Genomic DNA, 16,066 nt, shown 5'->3' with positions numbered 1-16,066 from the left:
AACCATTTTAACACTTGGTCAACAAAGGTCAAATTGTTTTTAGTTTTGACGAATATCTTTCGGCAATTTTCCGGTTTCCCGTAAATCATCGGCAATTTTCGTTAGTTTTCGTAAACGGTGGTTCACACCTGATTTTGAAATTGGGCCTGAGGGCATGTAATTCCCTAAAGCTGACATCGGTTCCTCACGATGTTCTAAACGAACTTGCGCCATTTCACGCAACTTGTCAGGCAATCGATGTAACCCAATTTCTTGATCTAAAAATTCAATGTCGTCGATTTGCTTTTGACTGGCATTCACGGTCTTGTCTAAATTCGCATTTTCAGCGTTAACTAAACGATTCACTGAATTTCGCATATCGCGTAAAATACGCACATCTTCCATCTTCAGCATCGCATTCGTCGCGCCCATGATATTCAACATATCCGCAATTTTCTCGGCTTCTTTTTGATAAACAATGAAACCAGATCGGCGATCGACCACCTTAGCGTTTAAATCGAAACGATTCATTAAGTCGCACAACTGCTGAGCTTGCTCCTCATAGAGTGAGTAAATCTCTAAATGATAGCGACTCGTTTCGGGGTTATTAACTGACCCCGCTGCCAGAAAGGCCCCCCGCAAATAGGAACGGGCCATTCCCTCTGGTTCCAACCAATCATCCGGAGGAGTTGGCCGCATTTCAAAATTATCGAGAATATGTAAGTCCTCCAGTAATTCATCCACGCCCTGCACGATACGAACAACGTATAAATTATTCTTATTCAATTTCATTTGACGCCGCACCGAAATTTCTGCGGGCAAATGGTAAAACTTTTGAAGCAAACTCAGAATCCGTCGGGCAATCGCCGCATTTTCCGTTTGCACATTCAACGTAAAGTGCATATTACTAAGCCCCAAGGACCCGTTCATCCGAAGCAGCGCTGCTAATTCAGCTTTTGCGTTATCCGGATTGTTCACTTCGAGCATCGTTAGCTCTTTTTTAACATCACTTGCAAAGGACACTTTGGTATCCTCCTTATTTTACTTTTCATCCGGACCTGTTGCGATTTGCATGATTAGCTTTGCCACAGCATCACCATCATGGAACGCGCCATCATCACGTAATTCTAACAGGTCTCCGGTGATTGGCACAGCCCCTTCTTTACGAACTTCCTCAGGATTTGAGGCCACTTGCGTTGAAACCTCATTCCATTTTTGCCAATCAATATAGTTATCTGGCACTTCACCCGTATTCATGATTACAGCATCAACAACCTGACTACCGATATGATCATTGATGGCACGCACATGGTCCGCTTCACTATAACCATCGGTTTCACCCTTTTGTGTCATAATATTGGCAATATAGACAATTTTAGCTGGCGTTAGCTTTAAGGCTTCCCGTACATTCTCGACAACAAGATTTGGCAAAACACTGGTATATAGACTTCCTGGCCCCAAAACAATTTCATCCGCATTCAAAATGGCGTTTATCACTTCGCTTGGCGCTTGCGCAACTCGGCCATCTTGATTGTCTTGAGGTGTGACCCAAATATGGTCAATCACCTTGTGGGCCGCTGTAATTTCAGCTTCCCCTGATAATTCAGTTCCGTCCTTAAATTGGGCATGCAAAACCAAAGGCTCGTTTGCCACAGGGTAAATATGTCCGTCAACGTTCATCAAATGCGATAGAATCTGCACACCACGGAAAATATCATTTTCTTTTTCAGCCATCGCCGCAATCACAAGATTCCCTAGTGCGTGGCCAGCCAGCATTTCGTCTTCCTTTTTGAAACGATATTGGAACACATCAATAAATTCTGGTGACACATTCGACATGACCGCCATCACATTGCGGACATCGCCAGGGGGAATAATATCAAGATAGTCGCGTAGGGTTCCAGAAGAACCACCATCATCGGCAACAGTAATAACGGCTGTTAATTCTGCATCATACTGCTTCAAGCCTTTAAGGATAATGGGTTGCCCAGAACCGCCACCAATGACAACAATCTTTGGCTTTGTTTCTACTGTAAATTCTGATGTCATTGTGCGTAGCCTGCCTTCCGTCGGTCCTTATCACGATGATTTTCATTGACCACCCAGTCCTTGGAAAGATCTTGGGCTAGCCGATGGGCAAAGGCAACCGAACGATGTTGACCGCCGGTACATCCATACGCAATCGTCAATGATGACTTACCTTCGGCTTTGTAGCGTGGCAAAAGCCACTTGAATCGTTCATAATCCATCTGATACATTTTTTCAGCATCCGGATCGTTCCAAACGTAGTCCCAAACTGGCTTGTCTAAACCAGTTTGTTCCCGTAACTCTGGTTGATAGTATGGGTTGGTCAAGAAACGGACATCTTCAACAATATCTGCATCAGCTGGTAACCCGTATTTAAAGCCAAAGCTCATCACCTGCACACTAAAGGCGGTTTGACGATCATGTTCTGAGCCAAACTTTGACACAATGGTTTGACGCAAGCCTTTTGCATCTAATTGGCTAGTGTCGATGACGTCAGTCGCAATATTGCGTACGTCAGCCATCAATTCACGTTCTACTTCCAAGCCTGCTAAGGTTCCTTTGTCACCAGCTAGCGGATGCTGACGGCGGGTTTCCTTATAACGGGCAACTAATTCTTTATCATCGGCATCCAGAAACAACACGCGCAAATTATAGTCGTCATGGTTATCTTGACTCATTTCAAATAGTTCTTCGTCCAAATCCTCAAAGAACTGGCGCGAACGGGTATCAATCATAATCGCTGCGCGTTCAATGTTTGGTTCATTGGAAATCATTTGCCAGACTTGTGGTAACAAGTTAGCTGGTAGATTCTGGGCTGTGAAATAACCTAAATCTTCAAAAGCTTTCATCGCAACTGTTTTACCGGCACCACTCATCCCGGTTACAATTACTAATTCTTTTTTAGCCATAACAAACTCCTTTCAACTCTACTGGCATTATACCATTGAAACAATTAATATAGACCAATTCGGTCCAACTTTATTAAAAAAGCAACCTACCCAAGTAGATTGCTTTCATCTTAAATTTACTTCTTTGCAGATTGTGCGGCAGCATCGTGTAATGCCTTCAAAGCCCGCTTGCGTGTTTTAATATTCGGACTCTTCATCTTACGACGTGCAGAAGCTTGATCTAAACGTTCAGCCATAGTTCTGTCCTCCTTTTTTATTAACTAAAAGTAAGTATACGCTATTTTGCTTCGTTTGCCAAGCGTTCACGTTCTTTATCTCGCAACATAATTGGCGCCAAATATTGACCCGTGTATGATTCAGCAACCTTCGCAATTTTTTCTGGTGTGCCTGTCGCAACAATTTGTCCACCACCAGCACCACCTTCAGGTCCCATGTCGATGACCCAGTCAGCCGTCTTCACCACATCTAAGTTGTGTTCGATGACCAAGACAGTGTTGCCACCATCAACCAAACGGTTAAGCACTTCCAACAAACGTGCAATATCATCTGTGTGTAATCCAGTAGTCGGCTCATCTAAAATGTAGAACGTCTTACCCGTTGAACGACGTTGTAATTCTGAGGCCAACTTCATACGTTGCGCTTCTCCACCAGATAGTGTTGTTGCGGATTGACCCAACTTTACGTAGCCAAGCCCTACATCAACGATGGTTTGAAGTTTACGACGAATCTTTGGAATTGGTGCAAAAAATTCAACGGCTTGTTCTGCCGTCAAATCCAAGACATCCGCAATCGTTAAATCACGGTATTTCACTTCCAAGGTTTCTGAGTTATAACGCGTACCATGACACACTTCACAGGTCACGTAGACATCAGGCAAAAAGTTCATTTCAATCTTGATGACCCCGTCACCCTTACATGCTTCACAACGCCCACCCTTGGTATTGAATGAGAAACGACCCTTGGCATAGCCACGGAGCTTTGCTTCATTTGTTTGTGCAAACAAATCACGGATATCATCAAAGACACCCGTATAAGTTGCTGGGTTAGAACGTGGCGTACGTCCAATTGGACTCTGATCAATATCAACAATCTTGTCAATTTGGTCAACACCCTCAATCGACTTAAACTTACCTGGCTTTTCAGAATTGTTATTCAACTCCGCCTTCAACGCACGTTTTAAGACCGTGTTCACCAAAGTTGACTTACCCGAACCTGAAACTCCCGTGACGGCAACAAACTTACCCAAAGGGAAGTCTGCTTTCACGTTCTTCAAGTTATTTTCTTTAGCACCCTTAATGGTAATCTTTTCGCCGTTACCCTTACGGCGCGTCTTTGGCACTGGGATAAATTTCTTTCCCGCTAAATACTGACCAGTTAACGACTTGGGATTAGCTTCAATTTCTGCCGGCGTTCCCACCGCCATGATTTCACCGCCGTGCGCCCCAGCGCCTGGTCCCACGTCAACGATATAATCCGCCGCAAGCATCGTGTCTTCGTCGTGTTCAACGACAATCAAGGTATTCCCCAAGTCACGCATCGCTTTCAATGATGTAATTAAACGGTCATTGTCTCGTTGGTGCAATCCAATCGAAGGTTCATCAAGAACATACATGACTCCTGACAAATTTGATCCAATTTGTGTGGCCAATCGGATTCGCTGGGCTTCCCCACCAGATAACGTCCGTGCGGCCCGCGAAAGGGTTAAGTAATCTAGTCCGACGTTCGTCAAGAAACTTAATCGATCGGTGATTTCCTTGATAATTGGGCGAGCAATTTGTTCGTCTTGTTCATCAAAGCTGACATCCTTAAAGAAGGCTAATTCTTCATCAACCGGCCAATCTGATACTTCACCGATGTGATGTCCATTGATCTTCACGGATAGCGCAGCTTGATTTAATCGGTACCCATGACATGTTGTACAAGTTAATTCATTCATGTAACTACGCATTTGTTCACGTGTAAAGTCAGATGATGATTCCTTATAACGACGGCTGATGTTTGTAATCACCCCTTCAAAGTCCGTATCCACATCACGCACCCCACCAAAATCATTTTCATAATGGAAATGGAATGGCTTATCTGAACCATACAAGATTTGTTGCTTGTCAGACTCCTTCATCTTTTCAAAAGGCACATCCATGGGGATGTTATTTTGTTCCGCGAATTGACGTAATAATTCAGGATAATACTTAGATGAAATGGGGTTCCATGCAGCAATTGCCCCTTCTGCCAAAGTTAGACTGGGGTCCGGAACGACTAAATCAGGGTCCACTTCCAAAGTAATCCCCAGACCGCCACAGACTTCACAGGCGCCATCGGGGGCGTTAAATGAAAACAACTGTGGCTCAAGCTTACCAACGGCATACTTTTTAAGGGCACCCGTATAGTGGTCAGAGTAAGTGTATTGCTCACCCTTGATGACATCGACCGTTACCAAACCATCTGCCATACGGAGGGCTGATTCAAAGGCTTCATACAAACGTGCATGTGATTCAGGTTTCAAAATAACACGGTCAACAACAATCGCAACATCATGATATTTGTTCTTATCTAATTGAATATCATCAGTTACTTCATGCATTTCACCATCAACCATCATCCGGACGAACCCTTCACGCTTAATACGCTCAATGGCCGTCGCGTGTGAGCCACGTTTATGTTGCACGATCGGTGCTAAAATTTGCAAACGGCTCCCAGGTTCTAGGCGTTGTTCTAAATCGTTGAGCATTTGATCGATAGACGTTTCAACAATAATGCCATCTTTATCAGGATCAGGTTGGCCAACGCGGGCATATAACAAACGATAATAATCATTAATTTCAGTTACAGTTCCCACGGTTGAACGGGGATTTTTTGAGGTGGTCTTTTGGTCAATTGAAATCGCTGGACTTAGCCCATCAATTGAATCAACATCAGGTTTATCCATTTGACCTAAGAATTGACGCGCGTACGCTGACAAACTTTCAACATAACGGCGTTGTCCTTCGGCGTAGAGCGTATCAAACGCCAACGAACTTTTTCCAGAGCCGGATAATCCTGTAATAACCACAAATTTGTCACGAGGAATATCGACATCAACATTCTTTAAATTATGGGCGCGAGCGCCCCGGATAGTTATCCAATCATGTGCCATAGTGGATCTCACTTTCTAACGCTTAATATTATCTTACTATTATACAGTTATTTAATCATAAATGTTAGTTATAACCTAATTTTATGAAGTAATTCTATAAATTTATCTTTAGCTGACATATTTATGTGCCATTTTACAGTAAAGCCCTTTATAATGATATTTATATAACGCAAAAGGAGATCCAACATGAAACTTGTTGATTCTAAACCTTGGAGCATTGCTTGGATTCTAGAACACATTGCCTCAGCGATTCTACTCGTTGTCACTGTTTTAGCTGCTGCTTCAGCTTTAACAGCACTTATTATTGGGATTGAAGAATTGTTGGCAATCATTTTTACACATCATTTCATCAATACATATACAAATGTGTATAATAATGCCTTACAAACTGTTCTTTGGCATTTTGTCATTATTTTCGTAGTGGTCGCATTCTGGTCACTCCTTGACACCTTTACCGCTGAACCCAAAGATACCCAAATTTAACGTAAATCCTCCTCAATAAACGATACTTTATGCATGTTTAATTAAATATATGGCAGAAATGTTACAGCTTAATGCGTGTGCTTTTCACATAAAATTACTTTAAAAAGCGCCCAAGACACATTTTCAGCCCCAAAAAGTCCGAATCTTCGGACTTTTTTTATTACACTTTATTTCAAAATGTGTTCTAACATTAAGCTCACTGTTAACCAGATGTATTATTTTCCCATTAATATGATGATATTGATTAAGGAGATAACAGATGCAAACTAAAAATCACATTAAATTGTATAAAAGCGGTAAAATGTGGGTTAGCGCCCTTGTTGGTGCTGCCGCATTAGTAACAGGCGTTCAGGCAAGTGCCGACACTGTTGCATCTAACGCACCCCAAAACAACCAAATCCAAACTGTTCAAGTCGCTACTGAGACGACTGGCGTGCAGGAAACATCTGCTGCCGCTTCAAGTTTGGTTTCATCACAAACAACAAATAACACTTCAAATGTAACATCATCACAAACCAGTTCAGATCAAACAAGTGCAACTAGTACTAGTCAATCAGTAACGAGTCAATCAGTTAGTGCCCAAAGTACGGCAACTTCTGAATCAAGCTCTGTTGCAACTTCTGAACAAGCAACCTCACAAAGTACGCAATCAAAGCAAACTGAAACACCTGTTTCACAATCTCAAAGCACTGCTACTTCTGAGGCTGCTTCACAAAACAAGCAAACACCAAAAGAAACAACATCCCCTTCAAAGACAACCCAAATCAGTAAGTCAGTTAAGCCTGTCCAACTTAAGAATGGTTGGGACGGTAACAAGTACTTTATGGATGGTAAGGCGCTAACTGGTCTACAAGAAATCGATGGCAAGTATTATCGTTTTGATGACGCCGGTTTTGTCGTTCGTGGTATTTATAATGATGGTAAGAACAAGCAGTATTTTGGTAACGACTTTAGCCAAGTTCGTAACGACTATGTGCGTTTTGACAATAACCGTGTCTACTACTTTGATGCACAAGGTAACGCCATTACTGGTCTTCGAACATTTTATACACAAAATGGTGTTAAGCGTATTGAATATTACGATCAAACTTTCAACAAGGTTCGTAATAGCTACATTCATGAAAACCCAACAACAACTTATTACTTCAACGGCGATGGCTTTGCCGTTCGTGGTGTCCGTCAATTCACAAACAAAGACGGTCAACAATTAGTCGAAGTTTATGATGAGAATACCATGACCAAGCAACGTAACACTTCTGTTGCGATTGATAACGGTACAACTGCTTATTACCTAAACAGCAACGGTTTTGCCATTAAGGGACTTCGTGGTTACACTGATGCACAAGGTAAGAAGCAAATCGAATACTACGATACTGATACATTCAAGCAAATTCGTAATAATTACTACGATACGGGCGCTGCTGTTTATTACTTTGGTAATGATGGTAAGGCTATTCGTGGGATTCGCGAATTTACCGATGCTAATGGTAAGAAGCAAATTGAAGCCTACAACAACCAAAACATGAGCCAAATGCGTAATGCTTATTACAACATTGATGGTAACCGTTCTGCCTACTTCTTAGGTAACGACGGTAAGGCGGTTCGTGGTATTCGTCAATTTACTGATGCCAAGGGCAAGAAGCAAATTGAAGCCTACAACAACCAAACCATGAAGCAAATGCGCAATGCTTATTACAACATTGATAACAACCGTTCTGCTTACTTCTTGGGTAAAGACGGTAAGGCGGTTCGTGGTATTCGTCAATTTACTGATGCCAAGGGCAAGAAGCAAATTGAAGCCTACAACAACCAAACCATGAAGCAAATGCGTAACGCCTATTACAACATTGATCGTAATCGTTCTGCTTACTTCTTGGGTAAAGATGGTAAGGCCATCCGCGGTCTTCGTCAATTTACTGACGCTAAAGGTCGTAAACAAGTTGAGGCTTACAACAACTCAACGATGAAGCAAATGCGTAATGCTTATTATAACGTTGATAACAACCGCTCTGCCTACTTCTTAGGCAACAACGGTAAGGCGGTTCGTGGTATTCGTCAATTTACCGACGCTAAGGGTCGTAAGCAAATCGAAGCTTACAACAACCAAACCATGAAGCAAATGCGTAACACTCACTACAACATTGATGGTAACCGTTCTGCTTACTTCTTGGGTAGCAATGGTAAGGCCGTAACAGGTCTTCGTAAGGTTGGTAAGACATACGAATATTACGATAACAACTTTAAGCAAGTTCGTAATAAGGTTGTTTCAATTAACGGGAACACTGCATATCGTTTCCAAGGAAATGGTTTAGCTAAGACAGACCGCTTTGGTTATGCTGCTAACATTTCAAATGTTTACGCTAGTGGTGTACGTGGTTTCTACAACGGTGGTTACTCATACCCTGCTGGTCAATGTACGGCTTTCGTTTCTCATATCCTAGCTGATCAAGGTGTTAATTCATCACAATTCAAGTTCTTGGGTAATGGTGCACAATGGGCTGGAAATGCTCGTGCTCGTGGTGTCAAGGTTGATCGTACACCTAAGGTTGGTGCTATCGTTGGCTTTGGTGGTGGATATGGTCACGTTGCCTACATTAAAAAGGTTAACGCCAATGGTACTTTCGTTATTGCCGAAGGTAACTACTCAGGTCGTGCTTACAATGAACGTACAATTTCAATGCGCACTCCTGGAGTTAACGGAATCATCCATTTTTAAGCTCCATGAATAAAAAAGATCCGAATTTTTCGGGTCTTTTTTTTATTACAGGTTATGACAAAAGATTGCAAATTGTGGTCTAAAATTAAATCTACTGTTATTCAGATGTATTATTTATTCTATACAATTATGCTATACAACAAGGAGAAGGTATAATGCAAACAAAAGAACATTTTAAACTGTATAAAAGCGGAAAAATGTGGGTTAGCGCCTTAGTTGGTGCGGCCGCGTTAGTCACTGGTGTACAAGTCAGTGCCGATACGGTTTCCCAAACCCCTGAAAACAATCAAACAATTACCGCACATGCGGAAGCAACAACCTCAGATAATCAAGTTACTTTAAGTGCGACAACATCACAAGATGTACCATCAAACACTTCAGCCGCAGCGACAAGCGAAGCTGCAACAAGCGAAGTTACCTCACAAAGCGTTTCAAGCCAAGCCTCACAAGCTGATAGTCAAAGCGCCCATGTTGATAGCCAAGCTGACCACTCAGCTACTTCACAAAGTGCCACTTCTCAAGTGACAAGCCAATCAGCCTCATCACAAAGTACTGCAACAAGTGAAGCTGCCTCACAAAGCGCAACGTCTAAGTCTCAAACGAGTGCGGCTACTAGCCAAACAACGACGACAAGTGCTAGTCAAAAGACAAACACACGTACTGTTACGGTTAGCAAGAAGGTTGCCAGTGCCCAAGTTAAAAATGGCTGGGATGGTAACAAGTACTACAAAGATGGTACTGCCCTAACTGGTTTCCACCAAATTGGCGACAAGTACTATCACTTTGATAACAACGGTTATGCTGTAACTGGTGTTTATAACGACGGTACGAACAAGCAATACTACAACCGCGACTTTAGTCAAGTACGTAACGATTACGTACGTTTCGATAATAATCGGGTGTATTACTTCAATGAAATCGGTAATGCCGTAACTGGTCTTCGCACTTTCTATACCGCAAATGGTATCAAGCGTGTTGAATATTATGACCCTAGTTTTAACAAAGTTCGTAATACATACCACCGTGTCGATCCTACTACCACATACTATTTCAATAATGATGGTTTCGCCGTTCGTGGTGTCCGTGAATTCACAAATCAAAACAATGAACGCTTAATCGAAGTTTATGATGATGATACGATGACGAAACTTCGCAGCACCTATGTTCCTACTGATAATGGTGATTCAGCTTATTATCTAAATGCTAATGGTTTTGCCGTTAAGGGACTCCGTGGATATATCGATGCTAACGGTAAGAAGCAAATTGAGTACTATAATGAAGATACTTTTAAGCAAGTTCGTAACGACTATTACATGATTGATGGTGGCAAGACTGCTTATTTCTTTGGAAATGATGGTAAGGCCGTTCGTGGTATTCGCCAATTTACTGACGCCAATGGTAAAAAGCAAATTGAAGCTTACAATAACCAAAACATGGCCCAAATGCGTAATGCGTACTACATGATTGATGGTAATACTTCTGCCTACTATCTTGGTAACGACGGTAAGGCCATTCGTGGTATCCGCCAATTCACTGACGCCAAAGGTAAAAAGCAAGTTGAAGCTTACAACAATCAAACCATGAAGCAAATGCGTAATGCGTACTACATGATTGATAACAACACTTCAGCTTACTATCTTGGTAATGACGGTAAGGCAGTTCGTGGTATCCGCCAATTTACTGATGCCAAGGGTAAGAAGCAAATTGAAGCTTACAACAATCAAACCATGAAGCAAATGCGCAACGCTTACTACATGATTGATGGTAATACTTCTGCCTACTACCTCGGTAGCAATGGTAATGCTGTCCGCGGTATCCGCCAATTCACTGATGCCAATGGTAAAAAGCAAGTTGAAGCTTATAACAATCAAACCATGAAGCAAATGCGTAACGCTTACTACATGATTGATAACAACACCTCAGCTTACTATCTTGGTAGCAATGGTAAAGCAGTTAAGGGACAACGTTGGTTCACCCGTTCAAACGGTGCACTTGGTTTAGAATACTATGGTAACGACTTCAAACAAGTCCGTAACCAATACGTCCGCATCAATGGTAAGAACATTTACTTCGGTTCAAACGGATTGGCTACCAACACAAATGCGCAACTCCTAGAAGTTGCCATTAGCTGGTTCCAAGCACGTAAGGGGAAAGTTGATTACTCAATGTACCAACGCCTTGGCCCTAACTCATACGACTGTTCTAGTGCCGTTTACCTAGCTTTGAAGCAAGCTGGTTTGATGCCTAGCTACACTATGATTGGTAACACTGAGACCCTCTTCGTTGATCTTGAAGCACAAGGTTGGACTGCCCTCCCTGCAGGAACTAAGCCACAACGTGGTGATATCTTCATCTGGGGTAAGCGTGGTACAACGCTTGGTGCTGGTGGTCACACTGGTATCTTTACAAGTAGTGATAAGATTATCCACTGTAACTATGCCGACAATGGTATCTCTGAAACAAACTACAACAAGACATTTGCCAATTCTGGACTGTACTATGCAACGATTTATCGTGCGCCACGTCTCTAATTGCGTGAAATCAAAGACTAACTGCGCTGCAGTTAGTCTTTTTTTCTTAAAAACAGTTTAAATGTTACTTACTTGTGAAGTTCGACACGAGAGAAGAGTGTAAAATAAAGGATGTTAGTTTAAATTTGGAGGAGAAAACATGGAATTTCTTATGTTAGCACTGGCAATTTTGCTTTTGCTAGTGTTGATTGTTAAGTTCAAACTTAATACATTCGTTGCACTTATTATTACGGCGTTTGTTCTAGCACTTTTGCTTGGAATGAACCCAATGGACATCCCCAATGCTGTGCTTGGTGATCAAGGTGTGGGAAACATCTTGGGAACTAACTCAGTTATCTTCATCTTTGGTGGAATGATTGGTCGTTTGGTTGCTGATGCTGGTGGTTCATACCGTATCGCAAGCACTTTGATCGATTGGTTCGGTGTTAAGCGCCTACAATGGGCAGTCTTGATTGCATCATTCATCATCGGAATCTCAATGATTTTCGGTGTTGGAATGATCTTGTTGATTCCAATTGTTTTTGCCGTCGCTAAAGAAGCAGACGTGCCACTACTTTATCTTGGAATCCCAATGACTGCCGCCCTTTCATCTGCGCAAGGATTCTTGCCACCACAGCCTGCTCCTACTGCTGTTGCCACAGCTTTGGGTGCAAACATTGGGATGATGTTGATTCTTGGTTTGATTGTTGCCGTTATTACTGCCATCGTTGGTGGACCTTTGTTCACAAAGTTGGCCCAAAAGTATGCGCCTGATGCCTTCCAAAAGAAGGACAGTTTGCCTGCTGTTGGTGAAGTTAAGGAATACGATTTGAAGGATACACCTTCATTCGGTTTGTCAGTTTTGACATCAATCTTCCCACTAATCTTTATGATTATTGCGACAGTTTATAAGATGGTCATGACTGGTGGTGTGACACCAAAGAACCCAACGATGTTGGATTCAGTCATTGACTTTATGGCAAACCCTGCTGTTGCGATGACAATCTCACTTGTCTTTGCGATCTTCTCAATGGGAATTTGGCAAAAGCGTTCAATGAAGCAAGTTAACGTGTCTATGGCAGAAGCCACAAACGCCGTTGCTGGTATTCTATTGATTGTTGGTGGTGGTGGCGCCCTTCGTGGTGTCCTTGTTACTTCTGGATTCTCTGATCACGTTGCTAAGATGTTCTCAGCTAACGGATCAATGTCTCCAATTATGATTATCCTATTCGCATGGGCCGTTACAGCCGTACTTCGTGTTTCAGTTGGTTCTGCCACTGTTGCCGGTATGACTGCCGCTGGTATCATGGTTTCAATCGTTGCTTCACAAAGCAACCCAATGATGGCCGTATTGGTTGCCTTGGCAATCGGTTCAGGTTCATTGGTTGCTTCTCACGTGAACGATGCTGGATTCTGGATTTTCCAAGAATTCTTTGATATCTCAATCAAGCAAACATTCCAAATTTGGACTGTGCTTGAAACTGTGATCTCAATCACTGGTTTGCTTGTTGTTATTGCAATGACAATGCTACTTATCTAAGTACCACATTACATTTGTTCAAACTAACATTCAAAAAAGCCCTACGCCTTGTGCGTGGGGCTTTTTATTTGAAGATGAAACATAGCCATGTTAATATACAACCCTAAGTAGAAAACCCAAATTAGCAGAAAGGTGGACCTTTATTTTAAGTAGCGTCTTTTTTTAGATTAATCTAGAAAGCATTTTAAACACAACGCGTGTTTCGTGTACGTTATTTAAATGGTTCCACGTTCTTTCTGCCTATCAAAGCGATAAAGAAAGAGCATGTCGACATGTACATGCTCTTTTTTGCACCACTTTCTTGGTTAGTCCTTTTCATTGTTGATTGTCACACATATATACTTAACCATGCCAACTTTAAACACAGATCGCTTAACGCTACGTAACTTCAAATCATCTGACGCTTCGAGCGTCTACCACTATGCCAGTAATCCAAAGATTGGACCAATCGCTGGTTGGCCCGTTCATCAACGCGAGTCTGAATCCCGCTTCTACATCGAAAACTACTTCACCTCACCGATATCTGGTGTGGCTATAAAGATGGTAACGAACAATCAAAGCGCGCTCAAGCAAAGCAAGGTTTCCGCTACGAACGCACGATTCATCATATGTACAACCCTGTCCTTGATGAAGAAATTATTGAACACTTTACGATTTTGCATAATCCAAATTAGAACAGAAAAGCACGTTATGAAATTAATCATAGCGTGCTTTTTCATTACCAAATTAAATAGATTAAGGCGGTTGCGACAACGATTTGGAAGATAATCGTCACCAAACCGTAGCCCAAATAACGGACCCCTGACTTACGAATCGTTTGCCACTTTAAGTTCAACCCGATTCCAGCCAAGTTAACCACACCCAAGAAGCTTGATGCCTCATGGCCGAAATGGTTAATCATCGTTGGGAATGGGAAAACAGTATTAATCACAACTGCCAACAAGAACACCGTCACAAACCAAGGTAACTTAAACTTTGGCTTAGCCTTTGTCACGCTGGCATCAGCTCCTTCAGAACGCGCCACAACGTGCGTCATGTAAATGACAACGACGGATAGCAGAATAACCCGCAACATCTTAAATAAGGTCGCATACGTCACGACATCCTGGTTAATCAACGCCGCTGTTCCAACCACTTGCCCCACAGACTGAACCGTTCCACCAATCAACGCCCCCATCAACATGTCATTGTGGTGCATTAGGCTCGGTGCAATTAAAGGTAAAATAAGCAGTAAAGCAGTCCCGGACAAAGATACGGTGGCGACTGCCGTACGCCGCTTATCATCATCGGCATGAATCGCTGGCGCCACAGACGCAATCGCGCTTGAGCCACACACCGCGTTTCCGGCAGCCATTAACATTGAAGATTGTTGATCAACTTTGAAGACCTTTTGACCAATCCACATCACAAAGGTGATGGTTAAAATCATAATGGCAATGATAAAGAGCAACCCTTGCAACTTCAATGATGCAATTGTACCCAATGTTAGTGTCACCCCTAAGAGCGCGATACCAACTTCAATTGGATACTTCTCTGACCACTTGACTCCACTGCTCCAGCGATCATTGCTAAAGACCGTGTTTCCCAATAGTAGGCCAATAAACATTGCTAACGTCTCACCACCCAAGGCGGGCAGGAACGGCGCTAACAGTTTCGCAATAATGGCCACGCCAAAGGTTAATATAATCCCGCGCCACATGTCTCGACTTATTTTAAACATCCCCAAAACTCCTCTCGTTTTCTACATGCTTTATTGTACGGCAAAAACATCGATAAGTTAAATTGATAGATTTAATCGAACCCATTATGTTTTATAATAGATACTGAACTTCTATGAAACGAGGCATGGTGCCCATGTTTAACTTACTGCAAACCTTCATCACCGTTTATGAAACACGGAATTTCACGCAAGCGGCGAATCAACTGTTCATTTCGCAGCCAACCGTGACGACGCACATTCAGAAACTGGAACATGAACTACAAGCTGAATTATTTGTGCGTGAAAATAAACGCGTGATACCTACGATGGTGGCAGACCAATTTTATCCGCAAGCACAACAGATGCTGGCGGAGTGGCGGACCACAAAGCAAAGTCTGAGTCATGTTGCCCAACAGCGGACGCAAATTGTCATCGGTGCATCGCACTCAGCGGCCACCACGCTCCTGCCACAAGTGATTAACGAACTGGCTGACTACTTAGACCAGGTCGATTTAAGTGTGCGGATGATGAACTCTGAGCAGGTTTTTGAAAACCTACTGCTGCATCACATCCAAATCGGTATCATCGAGAAGCCGTTAAGTGATCAACGCATTGCGAGTTTCCAACTGGCCGATGATCATCTGGTACACGCGGGCGACTTCAACAGTCCGGTGTGGTTAATGCGCGAGGCCGGTTCAGGGATCAATCACTTCACCCATGAATATTTGGAACTTATGCACGTGCATCCCCAGAATGTTTTGGAGATGGATAATAATGAAATGATTGTCGCCCAACTCAAAGCCGGACTAGGACAATCGATTATTTCATCGCGTTTCATTGATGACGGTCTCCCCTATGAACTACTTGGACCAGAATTTAACCGCAATTTTTACGTTTTGAATCATGGAGCTGAGCGTGATCCGCTCGTCTTAGCTTTGATTAATCGGATTAAGCAACACGTGCAAGCTTTTGATTAAGAGATTTTCAAAAAAGTTTGTGAAAGCCAATTGTTATTCTCACAATAGCTCACCCATTTTTTTGCGAGTCTTTTAAAAATCGCAAAAAAAGTA

Annotated in this window: 11 protein-coding genes; 5 read left to right on the top strand and 6 right to left on the bottom strand. The window is 42.5% G+C overall.

The genetic code is table 11. The annotated features are described in order from the left end of the window. Positions 1-39 precede the first annotated feature (39 nt). The 5 genes from whiA to uvrA form a co-directional block, all read right to left on the bottom strand. Entirely contained in the window at positions 40-1,002 is a 963-nt protein-coding gene (gene whiA / locus D3P96_RS01405; protein WP_124942615.1) for a DNA-binding protein WhiA, read from the bottom strand. Positions 1,003-1,020: 18 nt separating this feature from the next. Then, positions 1,021-2,028, bottom strand: coding sequence for a gluconeogenesis factor YvcK family protein (locus tag D3P96_RS01400; protein WP_124942614.1), 1,008 nt, complete (start codon positions 2,026-2,028; stop codon positions 1,021-1,023). Further along, the gene (gene rapZ / locus D3P96_RS01395) at positions 2,025-2,915 is read right to left on the bottom strand and encodes an RNase adapter RapZ (protein ID WP_124942613.1); all 891 of its coding nucleotides are present in this window, start codon (positions 2,913-2,915) and stop codon (positions 2,025-2,027) included. Before rapZ ends, D3P96_RS01400 begins: the two co-directional genes overlap by 4 nt. A gap of 116 nt (positions 2,916-3,031) precedes the next feature. After that, complete coding sequence (locus tag D3P96_RS08300; protein WP_158002686.1) at positions 3,032-3,151, bottom strand: putative metal homeostasis protein; 120 nt, start codon at positions 3,149-3,151, stop codon at positions 3,032-3,034. Positions 3,152-3,192: 41 nt separating this feature from the next. Further along, entirely contained in the window at positions 3,193-6,048 is a 2,856-nt protein-coding gene (gene uvrA, locus D3P96_RS01390; protein ID WP_124942612.1) for an excinuclease ABC subunit UvrA, read from the bottom strand. Between the two features lie 186 nt (positions 6,049-6,234). On the opposite strand from uvrA, the gene D3P96_RS01385 reads away from it, so the two are divergent. From D3P96_RS01385 to D3P96_RS01370, 4 genes are all read left to right on the top strand, one after another. After that, positions 6,235-6,531 (top strand): hypothetical protein, encoded by a 297-nt coding sequence (locus tag D3P96_RS01385; protein ID WP_124942611.1) that lies wholly within the window; start codon positions 6,235-6,237, stop codon positions 6,529-6,531. 259 nt (positions 6,532-6,790) lie between these two features. Continuing rightward, positions 6,791-9,247 carry a CHAP domain-containing protein gene (locus D3P96_RS01380; protein ID WP_124942610.1) on the top strand — a complete coding sequence of 819 codons (2,457 nt, stop codon included), beginning with the start codon at positions 6,791-6,793 and terminating at the stop codon, positions 9,245-9,247. 155 nt (positions 9,248-9,402) lie between these two features. Beyond that, positions 9,403-11,778 (top strand): peptidoglycan amidohydrolase family protein, encoded by a 2,376-nt coding sequence (locus tag D3P96_RS01375; protein WP_124942609.1) that lies wholly within the window; start codon positions 9,403-9,405, stop codon positions 11,776-11,778. A 139-nt stretch (positions 11,779-11,917) separates the two neighbouring features. Continuing rightward, positions 11,918-13,297 (top strand): gluconate:H+ symporter, encoded by a 1,380-nt coding sequence (locus tag D3P96_RS01370; RefSeq protein WP_124942608.1) that lies wholly within the window; start codon positions 11,918-11,920, stop codon positions 13,295-13,297. 718 nt (positions 13,298-14,015) lie between these two features. Here D3P96_RS01370 and D3P96_RS01360 read toward each other — a convergent pair. After that, positions 14,016-15,017, bottom strand: a complete 1,002-nt coding sequence (locus tag D3P96_RS01360; RefSeq protein ID WP_124942607.1) for a YeiH family protein — start codon at positions 15,015-15,017, stop codon at positions 14,016-14,018. Between the two features lie 134 nt (positions 15,018-15,151). Between D3P96_RS01360 and D3P96_RS01355 the strand changes: the two genes are divergently transcribed. After that, positions 15,152-15,973 carry a LysR family transcriptional regulator gene (locus D3P96_RS01355; protein WP_185696043.1) on the top strand — a complete coding sequence of 274 codons (822 nt, stop codon included), beginning with the start codon at positions 15,152-15,154 and terminating at the stop codon, positions 15,971-15,973. Positions 15,974-16,066: the final 93 nt, after the last annotated feature.

The organism is Weissella viridescens (assembly GCF_003862435.1).
GTDB lineage: Bacteria > Bacillota > Bacilli > Lactobacillales > Lactobacillaceae > Weissella > Weissella viridescens_A.
This window is presented reverse-complemented; position numbering and strand designations above follow the sequence as displayed.